Raw genomic sequence first — 22,223 nt, 5'->3', positions numbered from 1 at the left:
GCAAAAGACCAAAAATGGTGCAATGCGAAATCGTGGAGGAGTTAAGTGGACACGTCTTCAGTCCGGGATATTTTCGTCATAGGTGGCGGTATCAACGGTTGCGGCATAGCCCGCGATGCCGTTGGGCGCGGGTTTTCGGTTTTTCTCGCCGAGATGAACGACCTCGCCAGCGGAACCTCCTCCGGTTCCACCAAGCTGATCCATGGCGGCCTGCGCTATCTCGAATTCTACGAGTTCCGCCTGGTGCGCGAGGCGCTGATGGAGCGCGAGGTTCTGTGGAAGAACGCGCCGCACATCATCTGGCCGATGCGCTTCGTGCTGCCCTATGCCAAGGGGCTGCGCCCGGCCTGGCTGATCAGGCTCGGCCTGTTCCTGTACGACCACATTGGCGGGCGCAAATTGCTGCCGGCGACCAGGACGCTCGACATGGCGAGCGATCCGGCGGGCAAGCCTTTGAAGCCGTTGTTCAAAAAGGCGTTCGAATATTCCGACGGCTGGGTCAACGATGCGCGGCTGGTGGCGCTGAACGCACGCGATGCCGCTGATCGCGGTGCAACGATCCGGACCCGCACGAAGGTGGTCGGCGCGCGTCGCGAAAACGGCCTTTGGACAATCAAGATCGAGAACCTGCAGAGCGGCGAGACGGAAGAGATCAAGGCGCGGCTGCTGGTCAATGCCGCCGGACCGTGGGTCGATCATGTGCTTTCCGGTGTCGTCGGCCTCAACGATGTGCACAATGTCCGCCTGGTGCAGGGCAGCCATATCGTCATCGCCAAGAAGTTCGACGATCCGCGCGCCTATTTCTTCCAGAACAAGGATGGCCGCATCATTTTCGCCATTCCCTACGAGGACGAGTTCACGCTGATCGGCACCACCGACCGGGATTATCCCGGCGATCCGCACGATGTGAAGATCAGCGACACCGAGATCGATTATCTCTGCGCCGCGGCCAGCGAGTATTTCGCGCAACCCGTCAAGCGCTCCGACATCGTCTGGACCTATTCGGCCGTGCGCCCGCTCTATGACGACGGCGCCTCCAAGGCGCAGGAAGCGACGCGCGACTATGTGCTGAAGGCCGATGGCGGCGAGGGTGCAGCTCCGATCGTCAATGCGTTCGGCGGCAAGATCACCACCTACCGCCGGCTGTCGGAATCGATGCTGGAGAAGATCGAAGGTTTTCTCGGCAAGCGCGGCAAGCCGTGGACATCGGACGCGCCGTTGCCGGGCGGCGATTTCCCGGCGACCGGGTTCGACGCGCAAGTGGCGAAGCTTAAGACAGCCTATCCTTTCCTCGATGCGCGTCTCGCCCGCCGGCTGACCCGGCTTTACGGGACGCGGGCTCAGCGTCTGCTTGGTCTTGCCAAGTCGAATGCCGAGCTAGGCCGCAATTTCGGCGGCGATCTCTATGAGGCCGAAGTGCGCTATCTCGTTGAAAATGAATGGGCCGTCACATCAGAGGATGTACTGTGGCGCCGCACCAAGCGCGGCCTGCATCTCAACCGCGAGCAGGTGGCGGCACTCGATGAATTCATGCGCGGCATAAGCCGGCGGCATGTCGCGGCCGCCGAATGAAGAGGGGTCTTGAGCTGATGCGGAAAGCCTGGGAGGAGGCGTCATGCTTGAACTGAGGAACGTCACCAAGACGGTCGGTGCGGTCGAGCACGTACGCGATGTCTCGCTGACGCTTCAGCATGGCTCGCTCAACGTCCTGCTCGGGCCGACGCTTTCCGGCAAGACCAGCCTGATGCGGCTGATGGCAGGTCTCGATGTGCCGACCTCCGGCTCGGTCTGGTTCGATGGCCAGGATGTCACCGGTGTGCCGGTGCAGAAGCGCAAGATCGCCATGGTCTACCAGCAGTTCATCAACTATCCGGCGATGACCGTCTATGAGAACATCGCTTCGCCGCTCCGGGTGGCCGGCGGGGAGCAAGGCAAGATCGACAGCCAGGTGCGCGAGGCCGCGGCGCTGCTGAAGCTGACGCCCTATCTCGACCGCACGCCGCTCAGCCTGTCGGGCGGCCAGCAGCAGCGCACCGCGCTGGCGCGCGCCATCGTCAAGAATGCCAGCCTGGTGCTGCTCGACGAGCCGCTCGCCAATCTCGACTACAAATTGCGCGAGGAGTTGCGGGCCGAACTGCCGAGGATCTTCGCCGCCGCCGGCACCATCTTCGTCTACGCCACGACAGAGCCGCACGAGGCGCTGCTGCTCGGCGGCAATACGGCAACGCTGTCGGAAGGCCGCATCACGCAGTTCGGACCGACCATCGACGTCTTCCGCAAGCCGGTCGACCTGGTGACGGCCAGGACCTTCGCCGATCCGCCGCTCAACACCATCGTGCTGGCCAAGAAGGGCGTCGACTTCCTGCTCGAAGGCGGGGTGAAGCTGCCGGTGCCGCCCGAACTCGTCGGCATCGCCGACGGCAACTACACGATCGGCTTCCAACCGCACCATCTGTCGCTCGATCGTCCCAACGCCGGCGCCGTGCCTGTGCGGGCCAAGGTGACCATCACCGAGATCACCGGGTCGGAGAGTTTCATCCATCTCGATTTTGCCGACGTGCGCTGGGTCATGCTGACCCACGGCATCAGGGATTTCGAGACCGACGAAGTGGTCGAGGTGTTCATCGATCCGCGTCACATCATGGTCTTCGACGAGCACGGCCGCGCCGTGACCGCGCCGAAGCTGGCGGCTTGAGGAGGGCGATATGGCGCGCATCGACGTCAACCATGTCAGGCATTCCTACCTGCCGAACCCGCAGAAGGATGCCGATTTCGCGCTCAGGGAAGTGCACCACACATTCGAGGATGGCGGCGCCTATGCGCTGCTCGGGCCCTCGGGCTGCGGCAAGACCACGCTGCTCAACATCATTTCGGGACTGCTGCATCCCTCGCACGGCCAGTTGCTGTTCAACGGCAGGGACGTCACCAATCTGTCGACGCAGGAACGCAACATCGCGCAGGTGTTCCAGTTTCCGGTCATCTACGACACCATGACCGTCTACGACAATCTGGCCTTCCCGCTTCGCAACCGCGGCGTGCCGGAGGTCGATGTCGACCGCAAGGTGCGCGAGACGCTGGAGATGATCGACCTGGCGTCCTGGGCCAAGAAGAAGGCGAGGGGCCTGACCGCCGACCAGAAGCAGAAAATCTCGCTTGGCCGCGGCCTGGTGCGCTCTGACGTCAACGCCATTCTGTTCGACGAGCCATTGACCGTCATCGACCCGCATATGAAGTGGGTGCTGCGCTCGCAATTGAAGCAGCTGCATCGCCGCTTCGGCTATACCATGGTCTACGTCACCCATGACCAGACCGAGGCGCTGACCTTCGCCGACCAGGTCGTGGTCATGTATGATGGCGGCATCGTGCAGATCGGCACGCCGGCCGAACTGTTCGAACGGCCGCGCCATACCTTTGTCGGTTATTTCATAGGCTCGCCGGGCATGAACGTCATGCCGGTGGCGATCGACGGCAAGACGGCGACGCTTGGCTCGCAGCGGATCGAACTGCCCGGAGCCCCCAAAGCCTCCGGCGCCGTCGAACTCGGCATCCGCCCCGAATATGTGCGGCTCGGCCGCGACGGCATGGCCGTCTCGATCAGCAAGGTCGAGGATCTCGGCCGCCACAAGGTGGTTCGCGCCAGGCTGGAGGGGCGCGACATCGCTGCCGTCATCGGCGAGGACGAGACCGTGCCAGCCGAACCGAAGGTGCGGTTCGATCCGGCCGGCATCAACATCTATGCCGATTCCTGGCGCGTCGAGATGGGGGCATAGATGGACAAGACTTGGAACAACAAGGCCTGGTTCCTCGTGCTGCCGGTGCTGGTGCTGGTGGCATTCACCGCCGTCATCCCGCTGATGACGGTGGTCAACTATTCGGTGCAGGACACGTTCGGCAACAATGTCTTCACCTGGGCCGGCACCGAGTGGTTCGAGGAACTGCTGTCGTCCAGCCGCTTCTGGGAAGCGATGGTCCGCAACCTGATCTTTTCCTTCATCATCCTGGCGATCGAGGTGCCGCTCGGCATCTTCATCGCGCTCAACATGCCGAAGAAGGGCTGGGGCGTGCCGGTCTGCCTTGTGCTGATGTCACTGCCGCTGCTCATTCCGTGGAACGTCGTCGGCACCATCTGGCAGGTGTTCGGACGCAACGACATCGGGCTGATGGGCTATTACCTCAACGCGCTCGGCATCGACTACAATTACGTGCAGGATCCGTTCGATGCCTGGGTGACGATCATCGTCATGGATGTCTGGCACTGGACCAGCCTCGTCGTGCTGCTCTGCTATGCCGGACTGGTCTCGATCCCGGATGCCTTCTACCAGGCGGCCAAGATCGACGGGGCCTCGCGCTGGGCGGTGTTCCGCTACATCCAGCTGCCGAAGATGCAGCGCGTGCTTCTGATCGCCGTGCTGCTGCGCTTCATGGACAGTTTCATGATCTACACCGAACCGTTCGTCGTCACCGGCGGCGGGCCGGGCAATTCGACGACCTTCCTGTCGATCGACCTCGTCAAGACGGCCCTCGGCCAGTTCGACCTTGGTCCGGCAGCGGCCATGTCGCTCGTCTACTTCCTCATCATCCTGTTGTTGTCGTGGGTGTTCTACACCGTGATGACCAACTACGACGCGGAGCGCTGAAATGGCTGGCGCCAATGAACGAACCGAGCGCAATGCGATGAACGGGACTGCCTCGGAAAGTCTCGCCGGTACGCTGTCGCAGAGCGATCTCGACAGGCGCATGCGCCGGCGCGGCGAGGAATCGCGCTGGTGGTGGATCGTGCCGACGCTCTACATCATCGTACTTTTGCTGCCGATCTACTGGCTCATCAATATGAGCTTCAAGACCAATGCCGAGATCGTCAACTCGATGACGCTCTACCCGCACGCGCCGACAATCGCCAACTACGTCACCATCTTCACCGAGAAGGCCTGGTACTCCGGCTACATCAATTCGATCACCTATGTGGTCATGAACATGGTGATTTCGGTATCGGTGGCGCTGCCGGCGGCCTATGCCTTCTCGCGCTACCGCTTCCTTGGCGACAAACATCTGTTCTTCTGGCTGCTGACCAACCGCATGGCGCCGCCGGCGGTGTTCGCACTGCCGTTCTTCCAACTCTACTCGGCCTTCGGGCTGATCGACACGCATATCGCGGTGGCGCTGGCGCATTGCCTGTTCAACGTGCCCTTGGCGGTGTGGATCCTCGAGGGCTTCATGTCGGGCGTGCCGAAGGAAATCGACGAGACCGCCTATATCGACGGCTATTCCTTCCCGCGCTTCTTCGTAAAGATCTTCATGCCGCTGATCGCGAGCGGCATCGGTGTGGCCTGCTTCTTCTGCTTCATGTTCTCGTGGGTCGAATTGCTGATCGCGCGCACGCTGACCACCACCGACGCCAAGCCGATCGCCGCCACCATGACGCGCACCGTTTCGGCCGCGGGCATGGATTGGGGCCTGCTCGCCGCCGCCGGCGTGCTGACGCTGATCCCCGGCGCGCTCGTCATCTGGTTCGTGCGAAATTATATCGCCAAGGGCTTTGCCCTGGGGAGGGTGTGATCATGAACCTAGACCTCTCCTGGATGGCGTGGACGTGGCCGACGGCGGCCTTCTTCGCGACCGTCCTGCTGTTGCTGTGCGGCATGGCGGCGTGGGAATACGCCTCGCCGGGCGGTAATCCGCGCGTCGGTATCCTGCGCTTCGAGACGACGCGCGGCGATCGTCTTTTCCTGTCGCTGCTCGGCAGCGCCTTTATCCATCTCGCTTGGCTGGGTCTTGTCGGACCGAGCCTCTGGTGGGCTCTCGCTCTCTCCGTGGTCTACGCCATTGGCGTGTTCCGCTACGTATAGAGGGGGAAACTGTTGGAGCGGCCGCGTGCCGGCGACCGCTCCAGATCGCACTTGAAACCTGAAACAGTGGAGGAAACACATGCGACGGCAATTTTTAACATCAACAACGGCCCTTGTCCTGTTGCTCGGCGCGGGCAATGCCTACGCCGGGATGGATGAGGCAAAAGCCTTTCTGGACAAAGAGATAGGCGGCGTGTCGACGCTTTCCCGCGCCGACCAGGAAAAGCAAATGCAGTGGTTCATCGACGCGGCCAAGCCCTTCGCCGGCATGGAAATCAAAGTCGTGTCGGAAACCTTGACCACCCACCAGTACGAGTCTCAGGTGCTGGCACCGGCCTTTACCGCCATCACCGGCATCAAGGTCACGCATGACGTCATCCAGGAAGGCGACGTCGTCGAGAAGATCCAGACCCAGATGCAGACCGGCCAGAACATCTATGACGGCTGGGTCAACGATTCCGACCTGATCGGCACGCACTGGCGTTACCAGCAGGTGCGCAATTTGACCGACTGGATGGCGGGCGAAGGCAAGGACGTTACCGATCCGATGCTCGACGTCGACGACTTCATCGGCACGAAGTTCACCACCGCGCCGGACAAGAAGCTCTACCAGCTGCCCGACCAGCAGTTCGCGAACCTCTACTGGTTCCGTTACGACTGGTTTAACGACGAGAAGAACAAGGCCGACTTCAAGGCCAAATACGGCTACGATCTCGGCGTGCCGGTCAACTGGTCGGCCTATGAGGACATCGCCGAATTCTTCACTGGCCGCGACGTCAACGGCAAGAAGGTCTATGGCCACATGGACTACGGCAAGAAGGATCCGTCGCTCGGCTGGCGGTTCACCGATGCCTGGCTGTCGATGGCCGGGAATGGCGACAAGGGCCTGCCGAACGGCCTGCCGGTCGACGAATGGGGCATCAAGGTCGATGCGAATTCGCGGCCTGTCGGCTCCTGCACCGCGCGCGGCGGCGACACCAATGGACCGGCATCGGTCTATGCCATCCAGAAGTATCTTGATTGGCTGAAAGCCTATGCGCCGCCGGAAGCCCAGGGCATGACCTTCTCCGAATCCGGCCCCGTGCCGTCGCAAGGCAATGTTGCGCAGCAGATCTTCTGGTACACCGCGTTCACCGCCGACATGGTCAAGCCTGGCCTGCCGGTCATGAACGACGACGGCACGCCGAAGTGGCGCATGGCGCCGTCTCCGCACGGCTCCTACTGGAAGGACGGCATGAAGCTCGGCTATCAGGACGTCGGTTCCTGGACGCTGATGAAGTCGACGCCGACCGACCGCGCCAAGGCCGCCTGGCTTTATGCGCAGTTCGTCACCTCGAAGACCGTCGATGTGAAGAAGAGCCAGGTTGGCCTGACCTTCATTCGCGACTCCACCATCCATGACAAGAGCTTCACCGAACGTGCGCCGAAGCTCGGCGGTCTGATCGAGTTCTATCGCTCGCCGGCCCGTGTGCAGTGGACGCCGACCGGTACCAACGTGCCGGACTATCCGAAGCTGGCGCAGCTCTGGTGGCAGAACATCGGTGACGCCTCGTCTGGTGCCAAGACACCGCAGGAAGCCATGGATTCGCTCTGCGCCGATCAGGAAAAAGTCATGGCACGTATCGAGAAATCCGGTGTCCAGGGCGACATCGGACCGAAGATGGCCGAAGAGCACGACCTTGCCTACTGGAACGCCGACGCGGTCAAGGGCGGCAATCTGGCACCTCAGCTGAAGCTCGAGAAGGAGAAGGACAAGCCGATCACCATCAACTACGACGAACTGGTGAAGAGCTGGCAGAAGTAAGACTGCCCTATGCGGGCGCTCGCGCCCGTGTGAAATTGGGGGAGGCGGCATGTTGCCGTCTCCCCTGTTTTGTGAAGGCGGAGGATGCAATGAGCGGTTTTGTGCTCGCAATCGACCAGGGAACGACATCGACCCGGGCGATCCTGTTCGACGACAAGATGAAGGTTGCAGGCACAGGCCAGCAGGAGTTCGGCCAGCACTATCCGGCCTCCGGCTGGGTCGAGCACGACCCGGAAGAGATCTGGGCAAGCGTCGTGACGACCGTGAAGGCTGCGCTGAAGAATGCTGGCCGCGAAGCATCCGATGTCGCGGCCATCGGCATCACCAACCAGCGTGAGACCGTCGTCATCTGGGACAGGGCGACCGGCAAGCCGATCCACAACGCCATCGTCTGGCAGGACCGCCGCACCGCGCCGCTCTGCCAGAAACTGAAGAAGCAGGGACTGGAGAAGAAGTTCACGCACAAGACCGGCCTGCTGCTCGATCCTTATTTCTCGGGCACCAAGATCGCCTGGATGCTCGACAAGGTGAAGGGCGCCAGGAAACGCGCAGAGAAAGGCGAATTGCTGGCCGGTACCATCGACAGTTTTCTGATCTGGCGGCTGACCGGCGGCAAGGCCCACGCCACCGACGCCACCAACGCCTCGCGCACGCTGGTCTACAACATCGCGGAAAATGCCTGGGACGACGAGCTTTTGGCCATTCTCAACATTCCAGTGAAAATGCTGCCGGAGGTCAAGGACTGCGCCGATGATTATGGAGTGACCGAGAAAAATCTGTTTGGCGCCGAGATAAGGATCCTCGGCGTTGCCGGCGATCAGCACGCCGCGACCATCGGCCAGGCCTGCTTCGAGCCGGGCATGATGAAATCCACCTATGGCACCGGCTGCTTCGCGCTGCTCAACACCGGGGGCGATCTGGTGCGTTCGAAGAACCGGCTCTTGACTACCATCGCCTATCGGCTGAACGGCAAGACCACCTATGCGCTGGAGGGCTCGATCTTCATCGCCGGCGCTGCCGTGCAATGGTTGCGCGACGGCATCAAGGTGATCGGCAAGGCCGAGCAAAGCGGCAAACTGGCTGATGAAGCCGACCCGACGCAAAACGTCTATCTGGTGCCGGCCTTTGTCGGTCTCGGCGCGCCGCATTGGGACGCCGAGGCGCGCGGCGCGATTTTCGGGCTGACCCGCAATTCCGGGCCTGCGGAGTTCGCGCGCGCCGCCCTGGAGGCCGTCGCCTATCAGACCCGCGACCTGCTCGACGCCATGCGCAAGGACTGGAAGGGCACTTCTGCCAAAACGGTGCTCAGGGTCGATGGCGGCATGGTCGCGTCGGATTGGACCATGCAGCGGCTGGCCGACATACTCGACGCGCCGGTCGACCGCCCGACCATCCTCGAGACGACCGCGCTGGGCGCAGCCTGGCTTGCCGGCTCGAAGGCTGGTGTCTGGCCCAAGGCGAAGGAATTCGCCAAGAGCTGGGCGCTCGAGCGGCGGTTCAAGCCGGAGATGGATATCGCTACACGATCCGCCAAGCTGGCAGGCTGGCGCGATGCTGTGCGCAGGACGCTGAGCGCATAAGAAAGACCCGCGCCGTTTCCGACGCGGGCCTTGTCTTAGCTACCGATACCTGGGGTCAGTAAGGCGAACGGCACTCCTGGCGCGGTCCGTAGTTCGGCTGGAATGTGTTGTCCGAAGCACGATAGCTGCGATAGCGGTCGTAGCACCACTGCACATGCGCATTGCCTTCGTGGACCCGGTTGTTCTCGCTGTTGACGATCGCACCCGTAATCAGCGCGCCCGTCGCGAAGGCCGCCAGCGGGAACCAGTTGTCGCCATGGCGACGATAGCCGCGATGGTACTCACGATAGCCGCGATGACCGTTCCAGTAGGCGCCGCCGTCGTTGTTCCGGGCAAAGTTGCGACGGACGCCGAAGTTGCGGTTGCCATGGCGGTTGTGACGCCATTGGAAATTCTGATCCCCGTTGCGGGCTTCAACGTTCAGGATATTGGATGAGGCCTCCGGTGCCTGCGGCACGAACATCTGAGCGGCATTGGCCGGAATCGAGGCCGCTACAAACGAAACGGACAAAGTGGCCGCCAGCATACCCGATATGATCTTGTTCATGATCTTCTCCTTGAAGGGTGGTTGACGTCCCTTGTGGCGAGACAACGGGCGGTATGGGGTAAGGTTCCTCGCTAAATCCCAAGTTGCTGAATTGTAATGTGTCTCCGGCCTGCCGCCAGTGCCGACGAGAGGTGATGGCACCGCTTTGCCGGGGGCGTTGCGCCGTTGATCGAAGCGGGCAGGGCGCCACCGTGGAAATGCTTGAGAAGTATGGCTCGCGGATACTCTTTTTCCGGTTGACCGGTCGAGGCACTCTCCCTATGTTCCGCGCAATTTCGAGGGCCGCCCTTTCGCGCCCGCGGGAGCGCGTAGCTCAGCCGGTAGAGCAACTGACTTTTAATCAGTAGGTCATGGGTTCGAATCCCATCGCGCTCACCATTAATTCAATGAAATCAATAGATTGCATGAGGTTGACCGGTTGTTTTGCCACAGCGGCGCATTTGTGTCCGCGTAGTGTCCGTAAGGAGCGGTGGATAAGCTTGCCATTGGCTTTCCCATGGTCGTGCAAGTTCCTTCGACACAATAGGGTTCCTCAAATCGGACGCTGGGACCCCCACCTGCTATTGAAGTCGGGCCTTGCCTCGATCTGTTCGGCACCGACAACGGGGCTCTATCAGCGGCACCACAACCCGCGAGGTTGTCAGGAGCAGTGAATGCGGCATTCGTGGCGTCAGGTGGGTTTCCCGACCCAGCATGCCCAACCTTCATTCCTCGGCCCCGATGGTAGCATTTGCGGTGAATCAATGCGCGCACTGTCCGCAACCTCCATAGATGTCGCAAGAGCTGGCACCCAGTGGTTCGACCCTGTTGCGAAGGAGGCTAAGTCTCATGAGGCCAATAGCATGTCTCTGCATGGCGACATACCCAGAGGCGAACACACCAAAGATCGCATTGAATACGGTCGCGTTCGTCAAGCATATCGACGCAGCGCTTCATGCCGTCGCCATCAATGTCGACATTCCCGACGTTTCGAACGCCCTCTCAAGATATTTGTTGGATCTTCCCTACAAGATACAGCAGGCCGAAGCGACCAGTCGCAAGCTTGGCAAGGATTTGCTGGAGGCGATTGCGCAAGAAGCAATGCGGGCTGGCGTGACCCTCACCACGCAGGAACTTGCCGCGCCGCCGGCCCTGATGGGAGATACCGCAGCCGAGCAATGCCGATATTTCGATATCGGCCTGGTCGGATGGGCGTTGGAGAACCAGACGGCACGAATGACAGCCGAGGCGGTCGTGTTCGGGTCGGGTCGACCGACACTGATTTTTCCGGATTCCACGAAGGTTGGGGTGCTGGACCATGTGGTCATCGCCTGGGATGGCAGCCGGGTGGCCGCACGGGCCGTTGCCGATGCACAACCGTTCCTGGAGCGTGCTTCGAGGGTCACGGTCGTGACCGTCACGGACGAAAAGCCGCTTCCCGGACACGGTATCGGTGAACGCCTTGCGCTGGGATTGAGGACGCGTGGTCTGGTGGCCGAGGCTGTCTCTATCCAGGCAGGGGACAGTCCAATCGGGACAGCTCTTCAGGAGCACGCTCTCAGGCTCGGCGGCAGGCTGCTGGTCATGGGTGGCTATGGGCATTCCCGCGTCAGGGACTTCGTACTTGGCGGAGCCACCGAAGGCATTCTCAGGGATTTGCGCCTGCCTGTCCTGCTGGCGCACTAGGTGGTGGCGCAATGAGAGGCGAAGCGGATCCTATCCTGCGCTTCCACGGCGCGGCTCATGGCGTCACCGGCTCATGCTATGAGATCGAAATGGCGCACTGGCGAGTGCTCATCGACTGCGGCCTGTTCCAGGGGTCGAAATCCGAGCGGGAATTGAACTATGGCGCGTTCCCGTTTCCACCGGACGTGATTGACGCTGTCATCCTGACTCATGCTCATATCGATCACAGCGGCCTTTTGCCGAAACTGGTCAAGCAGGGTTTTTCCGGTCCGATCCATACGACTCGCGCCACCATCGACCTTTGCTCAGTCATGTTACCGGATGCGGCGCATATCCAGGAGATGGAGGTGGAGCATCTGAACCGGCGCAACGCACAGCGCGGCCGGCCGCCGGTTGAACCGATCTACAGCCTGCAGGATGCGGCCGCATGCATGACTTTGTTTCGCGCCCTGGAATACGGCGCATGGACCACCATCGCTGATGGCCTTCGCGCCCGCTTCTGGAACGCGGGCCATCTGCTTGGTTCGGCATCGGTGGAGCTTGAGATCGACCGACGCGATGCCCCGTTGCGCATCATGTTTTCGGGCGACATCGGCCCAGGCCACAAGCTGCTTCAAACCGATCCCGAGGGGCCCGCCGGCGTCGACTATCTGATCTGCGAATCGACCTACGGTGACCGCGACCGCCCGGACGTTTCGCCAGAAGAGCGGCGAACCCAACTCGGCGACATCGTTCGTGGCGCCGCAGAGGCCGGCGGGGCCCTTATCATTCCGTCCTTCGCTGTCGAAAGGACGCAAGAACTGCTGGTCGATCTGTATTTGCTTATGCAAGCAGGGCAGGTGCCGTCAGCGCCGGTCTTCGTCGACTCGCCGCTGGCAACACGCGCCAGCGCGATTTTCGAGCGACATGCCAAGGAGATCGAAGAGGGCGATGTGCTGCGCCAAGCGCTCAACTCGAAGGAATTGCGCTTTACCGAGACGGTGGAGCAGAGCAAGGCGATCAACCGCCTGAGCGGCTTCTTCGTGGTGATCGCCGCCAGCGGCATGTGCGACGCGGGACGTATTCGCCATCATCTCAAGGCCAATCTCTGGCGCCGGAACGCCACGGTCATGATGGCCGGATATCAGGCCCAGGGGTCGCTCGGCAGGATTCTGCTTGATGGTGCGCAACGCGTGCGCATCCAGGGTGAGGAAGTCGACGTCAAGGCGCGGATCAGCCTGTTCGAGCTCTATTCCGGCCACGCCGACGCCAGCGAGCTGGTCGCCTGGCTCAAGGCCCGAACGCCGGTGAGGCAGCGGGTGTTTCTGACGCATGGGGAGGACGCTGGTCTCGGCGGCCTGCGTGGAAGGCTTGCAGGACTTATACCCGACGACAAGATCATCATCCCAAGGCTGGACGATGCCTTCCAATTGACCCCCAGTGGCAGTTTGGTGGTCGAGCTCAACGAGCCACGCCGTCTGAAGTCGGAGAAGATTGCCCACCTCGATTGGCACAACGACCTTTCAAGGCTTCTCCTTGACGTAAATCAGGCGGTGAGCGCTGCGGCCGACGAGAGGGGCCGCGCAGCGATTATCAGGCGCATGCGTAGGGCGCTCGAGAACAAGGACGCATAAGGTGGAAGGCGGCAATTGATTCAGGGCAAGAAGGGCGCGAGAAAGCCTGCCTGTCAACGGACAGCATATCGACTGCGTTTTGATCCGCGGGTTGATCGAAGCTGCGATCGTGGTGCCGAGCGCTATGAACCCTCAGCTATTGGCGTTCGTCATGGCGAGCAATTTTGTCTTCAGCCAAGAACCGGATTGCCGGAGAGGGAGAAAGAACCATGGCAGGGCATCAGGGCTCAGGTTGATGGGATCGCTATTCTCGACTGGCCTCTAATTTTACTCGCGCCGAGCAGAATGGCCGGTGATGGTGGTTCCCAGATAGGTGGGCGTGTCCCGCTGGGATATCTCTCCTACCGACCGGCGAACCAGGTGCCCCTTTTCACCTCTGATAATTTCAATGGCGTCATTGAGCTTGCCGGTTGCGGCAGGTTTGCCTGTCGCTTCAATGAACTCGATTGCTGCGCTGTCCTTCGGTCCCATGGAGCCAGCCGGAAAATTCTTCCCCGATAGCTCCTTCGGGCCTACGCGCCGCGGCGGGCGATCAGTCGCCGTTCCGTAATCGATATAGACGCCTTCGACATCCGTCAGCATAAGCAGCGTGTCTGCCTTCAACGCGCGAGCGAGAAGCGAGCTTGCCAGATCCTTGTCGATGGCGGCTTCCACGCCGGAAAGACTGCCGTCGTCCCGGGCTATCACCGGAACCCCGCCACCGCCGGTGCAGATGACGATCACGCCGCGTTCTGCTCTTATCTTGTCCGCTCCGCCCTTGTCGCATCGTGCTTCCAGGACCATGTCGAACAGGTAGCGACCAACTTGCGCCTCCGAAATCGTCCAGGGCGCAAATCGGATTTGGTCGGTTAATAGGTCGTCAGGCAATGTCCGCCGGCTCGGCCTTGCGTTTTCGCCCCGTGATCATGGCCAGTACCAGATTTTCGCGATGACGAAAGCTTGCCAGCGCGACGCCGCCAATATGGAAAAGGACCAGCACAAGTAAGCCGTGCGCGCTCAGGCTGTGCGCCGTTTCGACCCACGAGACGCCGAAATACGCGTCCGTCGTCATCAGCCAACCGGTCAATGCGGCTGACCCCATCGCCGCGATCAGCACGACCACCATTGCGCCGCCGGCTGGGTTGTGGCCGATGTACCGGGCTTCGCGGCCGCTCAGTATTGCCGAGAGATAACGCAGCACCGTCGCCGGGTCGCGCACGAATTGCGAGAAGCGCGCATAGGGCGTGCCAAGAACACCCCATAAGAGCCGCATTGCGACCAGCGCCGCAGCGGTGTAGCCGGCCCAATGGTGAACGTCCTCCGAAGAATGGGAGGTGAGCCAGGCCGTGATGAAGCTGAGCACCAGCGCCCAGTGAAAGCCCCGCACGACCCGGTCCCAGACGCGCACCATCTCCAGCGATGGTTGCGCGTCCGCCGCTCTTGAAGCGTTGCGATCAGTTTTCGCCGGCTTCGGCATTGTCGAGCTTTTCAAGGGTCTCGGCATTGTAGGCCAGATTCACTTTCTTGCCGGCCTTGTCGACTGCGTAGACTTCGTAGCAACCCTTCTCGACCTTGATCTGGCGGACGGTAAGACCTTCGCCGGTCAATTGCGCCTCGAGCGTTGCCTTGGGCTTGAACTGTGATTTCGAGGCGGTGCTGCAGCTGCCGCCAGCAGCGAGCGCCGGTCCTGCAATGATGCCGGCGAGCGCGGCGAGGACGAGGGTGCGATACATGATGGCTCCATTCGAGAGGTTGGGCGCGGATGTTGCGCCTTGAGGGGTGGATTTCGACCGATTCGGTCAGACGGCGGTATCACCGTCATTGGTGCGGGATAGCCAATTCAACCTGACAACTGGCTGACAGCGGCATAGGCACCGCCGATCGGGCTCACCGCCGGTCGGTTTGATCTGGCGCAAGGACCGCGGGTGGCGCCGCGAGCAGGATGATGGCTCGGATACAGAGCGCTTCTGTTGCTATCCCAAGGAGAAGAGTCATGAAAACCATATCGAGGAGAGCTACGATCGGGCTTGCGGCCGCAATGCTTATGATCGGCAGCGCCGACGCGACCCGGGCTGCTTCGATTGTCCAGGTCTCGCTGTGGGACAAAGGGGCAAGCGTGGAAATGCCCATGGGGCTCGCCTATGCCACGCCCGGGATCGATCTCTCCAAGGCCACGATGGGTATCAAGGCTTCCCCTGGAGCGGCGAAGGCCGGGGAGGTCACATTCAGTGTGAAGAATGATTCCAAGGACACCGTTCACGAAATGATCGTCATGTACCTTGCTGATCCCAGCAAACCGCTTCCCTACCTTGATGCCGAGAACCGCGTCGACGAAGATAGGGCCGGCGACAAGGGCGAAGTTTCGGAGCTTGATCCCGGAAAATCAGGCACATTGACGGTCGAGTTGAAGGCTGGAAAATACCTGCTTATCTGCAACGTGCCAGGTCACTATGGAGCTGGCATGTGGGCCGAATTCACTGTCGAGCCATAGATGCTGAACCAGGCAGCCGCCCGGCCGGAACCTGCGACTGCCGCAGTTTTCGAAAGCCTGCCGGGATCGCCGGCCTTGTGGGCTTGGCCGCGCCACGGCGGGATAGGCTGGGCAGTCACGGGATTTGTTTTTCCGGCGCAATATGGAACACGTCATGAGAGCGATGGTGCTCGAAAACATCGGCGTGTCATTGAAGCTGGTCGACAGGCCCGATCCCATGGCTGGACCCGGTGAGACGCTGGCTTTCTCGACGGTCCGGGCTTTCCCGGAAATGTTGGCGGGCAGGTTGAAAAATTCTCACCATGGGCGCCAAGCCGGCCGGCACGTGGTTCACATCCTAAGGCGTGCTGTTTGGTCTTTAGAAATTGTGGACTCGATCTCTGACACGAAGTCCCCCACCAGAAGCGAATTGGCATAGGCCGTGACATGATCGCCGTCGAAGAACAACGGGTGTCCGTTCCTGAATGCCGAACATGTAACTTGCGGGCAGAGCGTAGGCAAAGGGTCCCAGACGTGAATGTTCGGCAGAGCCGCTGATATCTCAGCGTAGCCCTTCAAAATTGGTGATCGAAGATTTTCTATCAGCTTTCGATCGATGTCGAATCCGTTGGCACAGGACGGATTCATTGAATTGAACCAATCACTGCATCGAAAGGCCGGGGCCCTGAAGATTGGCTTTGGGCCCTCGAAAACAATCGACAGTCCCGCCTTGGAGAGGGGGGTAAGTTGATCGATAGCGTTCTTGACGGCTTGTTCCGTCTGCTGCTCGCTGCTCTGCGGGCTGCTGTCGGGGCCAGCAGCCCATTGAAGGCTAAGTCGGGTCAGCCGGAGCGAGGGCAGGAACAGCAGGTCGCGAGGCTTGGCAATCTTGGCTATGTAGGCTGCACTGGCAGCCGTGGCATGAGCGCACGTCGGCTCAGTGTCGTGGCGAAGATCCAAGCTGACAAACGGGCAACCAGCGGTCGACACCACCACTGTTCGGATACCGGTTTCGAGCGTGAAGCGCTTCAGGAGAGGAATGTAGGCTCCCGCGTGAGAGTCGCCCAGCACGAACAAGGTCTCGCTACGCCCTTCGCCCGGGCACGCGCCTTTGGTGAAGAACTGTGCTTCTTCCACAGTTTCCGTGACGACGGCGCAACCAGGAGACTGGGGAGAGGTGTCTGGTGAGGTCGCGTACCATTCGCCTCTATTCCTCATGACCGTGCTCAAGGCGATTTCATATCGATTGTCGCGCATCAGCTTGAAGCCGAAAAATGCAGCAGCGATGACAGCCAGAAAGAGGGCGACAACGGCTATGTCGGGGGCGGTTCTCAGAAGCCGCAATCGACGCGTCGGTGTTTCGATCCAGAAATACGAAGCGAGGCTGAACGCCACGGCCGCCAGCAACGCTGTTAATTTTGTGGCGGTGGTTTCGGTGCCTATCGTCCATCTTGCGATCACCAAGACTGGCCAATGCCACAGGTAGAGAGAATAAGAGATCCATCCGACGAATCTGACCGGCTTTATTTCCAACACCGCAAAGTGTGGCGCACGGTCGCTTCCCAGATAGTAGAGGCATCCGATCAAGACAGTGGTGCAGGCAACGGCAGCCATGTTCTCAAGCCCATCGTAGGCCTTGCCAAAGTCGAGCGCGAACGTTGCCACGAGTCCGATCAGCGCGATCGTGGCTGCAAGATTGCAATGCCTTTCGAAGCCCGTCCGTTCCCCTATCCGGCTGACAAGCTGAAAGCACAATATGCCGCATGCCAACTGCCAAAAGCGGGCATAGGGCATATAGAAGGCCTGAAGCGGATTCGCAGCCAGTAGATGAAGCCATATCGCCACCGACACGACGGCGAGCGCACCATAAACAAGCGCCGAGAATCTCTTCCCGCGCGGTCCTATTACCCAAGGAAAAAACAGCAGCGGGAAAACGACGTAGAATTGTTCCTCAACCCCAAGAGACCACGTGTGGGTGAATGGGTTAAATTCGGTCACGGGTGAAAAATAGTCGGTTCCCTTGGCCAGGAAGATATTGCTGAGGCCGACAAAGGCGGAAGAGGCGGTTTTGCTGATTGATGTGCTGAGCCAAGCGTCCGGAACAAACAGAAAGGTGGCGAGCGCACTAAACAGTAAGCACACCAACAGCGCCGGCATGATTCTTGTGAATCGGCGCGCATAGAATTCCAAGACAAAATGAAAAGCGGACTGGCCCCGGTAGCGCCTCGACACCGTATAGCTGACGACGAAACCAGAAATTACGAAGAAAACATCAACCCCTAAAAAACCATTGGGGAGGCGGTCGCCATACAGATGGTAGAACACGACTGACAGGATCGCGATGGCCCGGAGCCCGTCAAGGAAAGCCAAGTAGTCCGTCGACGAGCGTTCCGACGTCGAACCAAAATTATCGGCCATTGGACGAAACACACGTTCTCGTAGGTAAAAAATTCGATCGGATAACGTTCCGGCTGAGGCCAGTTCAGCCCCAGTTGAAGCGCGGCAGCCTTAACCTGCGGGCAATTACAGTATGTGCCGATCATGGGAAAGGCCGGACACAGGATTTGTTTCATTCGACGGCGTTGTGGGGTCGATCCGTGGCTTTCCGCTGCAACCGAATGTCGCGAGCGAGGACGTTCGTCTCGCTCGCAGGACTCCGCAGCAGTGGCGATCGACCGTTCAGCTGTTTCGCGACAGATGCACGTCCAGGACGGCGGCCTTCTTGGCGATCAGGCCTTCCAGATCCGCGTCCGATCGCTTGGTGCCGGTCCGTTCGCGCAGCAGCGAGATCACCGCGCTCATTGAAAGCGGAGCAATTTGGGAAAGCGAAGTAATTTGGGAAAGCGGGGTGTCTTGGGAAAGCGGGGCGGTCTGGGTGGCCAGAATGGCGTCCACCGCGCCGGCAACATCGGGAATCTCCGTTGGTGCTCGCATGGTCGGTTCCTTTCTGCTCAGGTCGGCTTCGGCGGCGTCGGCCGGTCCTCGGACGCCGCGATCGAAGACGACAGCCAGGCCGTTCTTGACAGCGAGGGCGGCGACCATATCGTCGAGCTTGCGGTCGGAGAGGGCTGGGTCCGCGGGTTTCAGGATCTTGCGGATCACCCTAGCGGCCTGATCCGTCGATACGAAGTCATAACGCCGTTTTCTGGCCTCGACATATTGTTCGATGATCATGCTCAGGCGGCGGGCTGCAATGCCCCTGGGTTCCTGCACATCCTTGGGTTCCACCGGAGCCTCCCTAGGCTGCCGTGCGTACAAATTCGGCAGCCAAAAAGAAATAGGGCGGCTTGATCGGACATCAAACGTCCTTCGATCCATTTCGTCGCACCCGCCAAAGGGCCGGAACGATCCTGCGGCTGAAGCATTTCGTTCCATGACCAGCGCATTGAGGGAAGGCCGGGCCATGAAGATCGCTCATGTGGCGCCGCTGTACGAATCCGTTCCGCCAAGGCTCTACGGCGGCACAGAGCGCATCATTTCCTACCTGACCGAAGCCCTCGTCGACCTCGGCCACGAGGTGACGCTGTTCGCCAGCGGCGACACGAAGACTTCCGCCAAACTCGTGCCCTGCCGCGAGCGGGCGCTTCGTCTTGATCCACGCCCGCTGAAGTCCGAGATCGCGGCGCATCTGTCGATGCTCGACGAGGTGAGGAAACGCGCCGACGATTTTGACGTCATTCATTTCCACCTCAGCCATTTCCTGCATTTCCCATTTTTCCGCGATATGCCGCAGCGCACGGTGACGACGCCGCATGGCAGGCTGGATTACGCGGATCTCGCGCAGGCCTATGACCGGTTCCCGCGCTTCCCGATGGTTTCCATATCGCGCAGCCAACGGGCGAGGTTTGCGTCCGCCAACTGGCTTGCCACGATCCATCACGGCCTGCCCGTCGATCTCTACGAACCCGATTTCGAGGCAGGCTCGGATGGCGGTTATCTTGCCTTTCTCGGCAGGATGTCGCGCGACAAGCGGCCGGACCGGGCGATCGACATCGCCCGCCGCACCGGCCTGAAACTAAAGCTAGCAGCCAAGATCGGCGATGGCGACCGCGCCTATTTCGAGGAAGTCGTTCAACCGATGATCGATGGCGACCGGGTCGAATATGTCGGCGAAATCGGCGAGGACCAGAAGAGCAGGTTTCTTGGCAATGCAGCCGCCCTGCTGTTTCCGATCGATTGGCCCGAACCCTTCGGCCTTGCCGTGATCGAAGCCATGGCCTGTGGAACCCCAGTCATGGCCTGGAGTTGCGGCGCCATGCCCGAAATCGTCGACTATGGGGTTACAGGCTTCGTCGTCGAAACCATCGAGGATGCGGTCGCCACGATGCCGGCTCTCCTGCAGCTCGACAGGCGGCGCATAAGGGCGGTGTTCGAAAGGCGGTTTTCAGCCGACAGAATGGCCAGGGACTACGTCGAGGCTTATTCCCTGCTGCGCAACGGCCATGAGCAAAGCAGAGCGTCGTAGGCCTTCACCCGTCCGAAAAACCCAGCACGGGGACAATCCTGTTGACCATCACCCAACTCGACGAGCGCAAGCTTGATCCTGCCATAGCTCTGGCTTCCCTGGACGAAACCGCGCCGAGGGAGCCGCATCGGCTGTTCGCCCTCAAGCATGGCGATTGCTTTGCCGTTGCCGATGCCTATGGCGATATACGCGGTGTCGGCGACGGGTTTTTTCGCGACGACACGCGCGTGCTTTCCGAATTTCGCCTCACCGTCGGCGGGCGGTCGACGTCGTTGCTGGGCGCGTCGCTCAGCCAGGACAACGTGCTCTTCACCACCAACCTCACCAATCTGCCGATAGAGAGCGCCGCTGGCCGCCAGATTCCGCAAGGCGCTATGCATATCGAGCGCGTCCGGCTGTTGTGGGAGGAAAGGCTTTTTGAGCGCATAACGCTGTCCAACTACAGCCGCGAGCATTCTACGATCCTGCTGTCGCTGCGTTTTGCCGCCGATTTCCGCGACATGTTCGAGGTCCGCGGCTCGACCCGATCGAAACGTGGAACCGCCCATACGGCCGAGATCACGGGGAACGCGGTCGTGCTTCGCTACGAAGGCCTGGACAAGGTCGTGCGGACATCGGCGATTTCATTCTCACAGACGCCCGATCAACTGACTTCCGAGCGCGCCGATTTCGTCATCGCCGTCACCAAGCGCAGCAGCCAGACGCTTTATGTGGAAGTGGGCAACGCGACAGACGATCGCCCCGAAAGCCGCCGGTTTCGCGCGGCTGCCGCCCGCGCTCGCTTCGGCATGCGCGCCAAGCGCCGGCATGGCGCGACGCTGCATAGTTCCGGCCGCGTCTTCAACGACTGGATGGAGCGCGCGCGCGCCGATGTCGCGCTGCTCACCACGGAATTGGCGACCGGGCCCTATCCCTATGCCGGCATTCCCTGGTTCTCGACCGCCTTCGGCCGGGATGGCGTGATCTCGGCCTTGCAGATGCTTTGGCTCAATCCCGGTCTGGCGCGCGGCGTCCTGGCGTTTCTCGCTCAACACCAGGCGACCGAGACATCGCCTTTCAGCGATTCCGAACCGGGCAAGATCATGCACGAGACCCGCAAGGGCGAGATGGTGGCGCTAAGCGAACTGCCGTTCGGCCGCTATTATGGCGGTGTCGACACGACGCCGCTCTATATCCACCTTGCCTGCGCCTATGCGGACCGCACGGGGGATACGGCCTTCATCGATACGCTATGGCCATCGCTTTGCGCCGCGGCCGAATGGATCGAAACGGCGAGCCGTTCGACGGGGTTCCTCACCTACCAGCGCGCCGCGGAATCCGGCCTTGCCAACCAGGGATGGAAGGACAGTTTCGATTCCGTCTTTCACGCCGATGGCCGCATTCCGAAGGGGCCGATCGCGCTGGTCGAGGTGCAGGGCTACGTCTTCGCGGCGTTCCAGGGGTTGGCGAAGCTGGCACGGCTGCGTGGCGAGGCGGAACGCGCCGAGAGCTGGGAAATACGCGCCGACACGATTCGCCAAGAAGTCGAGCGCCATTTCTGGATGGAAGACCTCGGCTACTATGCGCTGGCGCTGGACGGCGATGGTCAACCTTGCAAGGTGCGCACGTCCAATGCCGGTCACCTGCTCTATGTCGGCCTTCCCGGTCCGGATCGCGCGCGCATGGTCGCCGATCAGCTGCTGTCGGCCTCGTTTCATTCCGGCTGGGGGCTGCGGACGCTGGCGGACGACGCGATCTTCTTCAACCCGATGTCCTACCACAACGGCTCCATCTGGCCGCACGATACAGCGATCTGTGCTGCCGGGCTGGCGCGGTACGGTATCCGCGACAGCGTCGTGCGGCTGATGAGCGGCACCTTCGAATCCGCTGTCCATTTCAACATGCGGTTGCCGGAACTGTTTTGCGGCTTCACGCGCGCGGCCGGCGAAGCACCGATCGCCTATCCGGTGGCTTGCCTGCCGCAAGCCTGGTCCGCCGGCTCCGCCTTCATGCTCATGCAATCGTGCCTCGGCCTGCAGATCGACGGCTGGACAGGCGAAATCCATGTGACCCGGCCGCGCCTGCCGATCGGCATCGACAACCTCGTCATCCGCCATCTTTCGGTAGGGCAGGCGGCGGTGGATCTGACGTTCCAGCGCGTCGGGGATCGCGTCGGCGCCTTCCTTGCCGAACCGCATGAGGGGCTGGTGCCGCTCGTGGTCAGGAGCTGAAAAATCGGAACCATCCTGCACCGTGAGCGTTGGACCACCACGCC

Annotated in this window: 19 protein-coding genes and 1 tRNA gene; 14 read left to right on the top strand and 6 right to left on the bottom strand. The window is 61.1% G+C overall.

The window, feature by feature from the left end; all coding sequences use genetic code 11:
• Positions 1-45: 45 nt before the first annotated feature.
• The 8 genes from glpD (at position 46) to glpK (ending at position 9,230) form a co-directional block, all read left to right on the top strand.
• A complete protein-coding gene (gene glpD / locus ACLGL5_RS24425; protein WP_019858268.1) occupies positions 46-1,572 on the top strand; it encodes a glycerol-3-phosphate dehydrogenase in 1,527 nt (508 codons plus the stop codon).
• A 43-nt stretch (positions 1,573-1,615) separates the two neighbouring features.
• Positions 1,616-2,695, top strand: coding sequence for an ABC transporter ATP-binding protein (locus tag ACLGL5_RS24420; protein WP_069091456.1), 1,080 nt, complete (start codon positions 1,616-1,618; stop codon positions 2,693-2,695).
• Between the two features lie 10 nt (positions 2,696-2,705).
• Entirely contained in the window at positions 2,706-3,770 is a 1,065-nt protein-coding gene (locus ACLGL5_RS24415) for an ABC transporter ATP-binding protein (RefSeq protein ID WP_494372778.1), read from the top strand.
• Positions 3,771-4,637: a carbohydrate ABC transporter permease gene (locus ACLGL5_RS24410; protein WP_019858264.1), complete on the top strand. Its 867-nt coding sequence runs from the start codon at positions 3,771-3,773 to the stop codon at positions 4,635-4,637.
• A 37-nt stretch (positions 4,638-4,674) separates the two neighbouring features.
• Positions 4,675-5,556: a carbohydrate ABC transporter permease gene (locus ACLGL5_RS24405; RefSeq protein ID WP_394811856.1), complete on the top strand. Its 882-nt coding sequence runs from the start codon at positions 4,675-4,677 to the stop codon at positions 5,554-5,556.
• 2 nt (positions 5,557-5,558) lie between these two features.
• Entirely contained in the window at positions 5,559-5,846 is a 288-nt protein-coding gene (locus tag ACLGL5_RS24400) for a DUF2160 domain-containing protein (protein WP_494372777.1), read from the top strand.
• A gap of 79 nt (positions 5,847-5,925) precedes the next feature.
• Complete coding sequence (locus ACLGL5_RS24395; protein WP_069092212.1) at positions 5,926-7,650, top strand: ABC transporter substrate-binding protein; 1,725 nt, start codon at positions 5,926-5,928, stop codon at positions 7,648-7,650.
• Between the two features lie 89 nt (positions 7,651-7,739).
• Entirely contained in the window at positions 7,740-9,230 is a 1,491-nt protein-coding gene (gene glpK / locus ACLGL5_RS24390) for a glycerol kinase GlpK (RefSeq protein WP_064985743.1), read from the top strand.
• A gap of 55 nt (positions 9,231-9,285) precedes the next feature.
• On the opposite strand, the gene ACLGL5_RS24385 is transcribed toward glpK, so the two are convergent.
• The gene (locus ACLGL5_RS24385) at positions 9,286-9,777 is read right to left on the bottom strand and encodes a BA14K family protein (protein WP_069092211.1); all 492 of its coding nucleotides are present in this window, start codon (positions 9,775-9,777) and stop codon (positions 9,286-9,288) included.
• A 302-nt stretch (positions 9,778-10,079) separates the two neighbouring features.
• On the opposite strand from ACLGL5_RS24385, the gene ACLGL5_RS24380 reads away from it, so the two are divergent.
• The 3 genes from ACLGL5_RS24380 (at position 10,080) to ACLGL5_RS24370 (ending at position 13,055) form a co-directional block, all read left to right on the top strand.
• A tRNA-Lys gene (locus ACLGL5_RS24380) sits at positions 10,080-10,155 on the top strand.
• A 393-nt stretch (positions 10,156-10,548) separates the two neighbouring features.
• Complete coding sequence (locus ACLGL5_RS24375; protein WP_245307149.1) at positions 10,549-11,442, top strand: universal stress protein; 894 nt, start codon at positions 10,549-10,551, stop codon at positions 11,440-11,442.
• Positions 11,443-11,453: 11 nt separating this feature from the next.
• Positions 11,454-13,055: an MBL fold metallo-hydrolase gene (locus tag ACLGL5_RS24370; protein WP_069092209.1), complete on the top strand. Its 1,602-nt coding sequence runs from the start codon at positions 11,454-11,456 to the stop codon at positions 13,053-13,055.
• A gap of 267 nt (positions 13,056-13,322) precedes the next feature.
• Here the strand turns inward: ACLGL5_RS24370 and ACLGL5_RS24365 are convergent, their stop codons facing one another.
• Genes ACLGL5_RS24365 through ACLGL5_RS24355 form a run of 3 tightly spaced genes read right to left on the bottom strand, consistent with a single transcriptional unit; the run spans position 13,323 to position 14,767 of the window.
• On the bottom strand, positions 13,323-13,922 hold the full coding sequence (locus ACLGL5_RS24365; RefSeq protein ID WP_245307148.1) for an amino acid kinase family protein: 600 nt from the start codon (positions 13,920-13,922) through the stop codon (positions 13,323-13,325).
• Positions 13,915-14,445 carry a cytochrome b/b6 domain-containing protein gene (locus tag ACLGL5_RS24360; RefSeq protein ID WP_069093427.1) on the bottom strand — a complete coding sequence of 177 codons (531 nt, stop codon included), beginning with the start codon at positions 14,443-14,445 and terminating at the stop codon, positions 13,915-13,917. Before ACLGL5_RS24360 ends, ACLGL5_RS24365 begins: the two co-directional genes overlap by 8 nt.
• 43 nt (positions 14,446-14,488) lie before the next feature.
• On the bottom strand, positions 14,489-14,767 hold the full coding sequence (locus ACLGL5_RS24355) for a PepSY domain-containing protein (RefSeq protein ID WP_019858251.1): 279 nt from the start codon (positions 14,765-14,767) through the stop codon (positions 14,489-14,491).
• A gap of 260 nt (positions 14,768-15,027) precedes the next feature.
• Between ACLGL5_RS24355 and ACLGL5_RS24350 the strand changes: the two genes are divergently transcribed.
• Positions 15,028-15,525: a cupredoxin domain-containing protein gene (locus ACLGL5_RS24350; protein ID WP_069092208.1), complete on the top strand. Its 498-nt coding sequence runs from the start codon at positions 15,028-15,030 to the stop codon at positions 15,523-15,525.
• A 330-nt stretch (positions 15,526-15,855) separates the two neighbouring features.
• On the opposite strand, the gene ACLGL5_RS24345 is transcribed toward ACLGL5_RS24350, so the two are convergent.
• Together ACLGL5_RS24345 and ACLGL5_RS24340 are read right to left on the bottom strand one after the other, a co-directional pair.
• On the bottom strand, positions 15,856-17,922 hold the full coding sequence (locus ACLGL5_RS24345; protein WP_069092207.1) for an acyltransferase family protein: 2,067 nt from the start codon (positions 17,920-17,922) through the stop codon (positions 15,856-15,858).
• Between the two features lie 261 nt (positions 17,923-18,183).
• The gene (locus ACLGL5_RS24340; RefSeq protein WP_223217733.1) at positions 18,184-18,732 is read right to left on the bottom strand and encodes a hypothetical protein; all 549 of its coding nucleotides are present in this window, start codon (positions 18,730-18,732) and stop codon (positions 18,184-18,186) included.
• A 175-nt stretch (positions 18,733-18,907) separates the two neighbouring features.
• On the opposite strand from ACLGL5_RS24340, the gene ACLGL5_RS24335 reads away from it, so the two are divergent.
• Together ACLGL5_RS24335 and ACLGL5_RS24330 are read left to right on the top strand one after the other, a co-directional pair.
• Positions 18,908-19,969: a glycosyltransferase family 4 protein gene (locus ACLGL5_RS24335; RefSeq protein WP_019858244.1), complete on the top strand. Its 1,062-nt coding sequence runs from the start codon at positions 18,908-18,910 to the stop codon at positions 19,967-19,969.
• Positions 19,970-20,016: 47 nt separating this feature from the next.
• On the top strand, positions 20,017-22,179 hold the full coding sequence (locus tag ACLGL5_RS24330; protein WP_069093426.1) for an amylo-alpha-1,6-glucosidase: 2,163 nt from the start codon (positions 20,017-20,019) through the stop codon (positions 22,177-22,179).
• Positions 22,180-22,223 lie beyond the last annotated feature (44 nt).

This window comes from Mesorhizobium sp. U510 (assembly GCF_059180695.1).
Note: the sequence above shows the minus strand (reverse complement) of the source record. Positions and strands in the feature narration are given on the sequence as shown.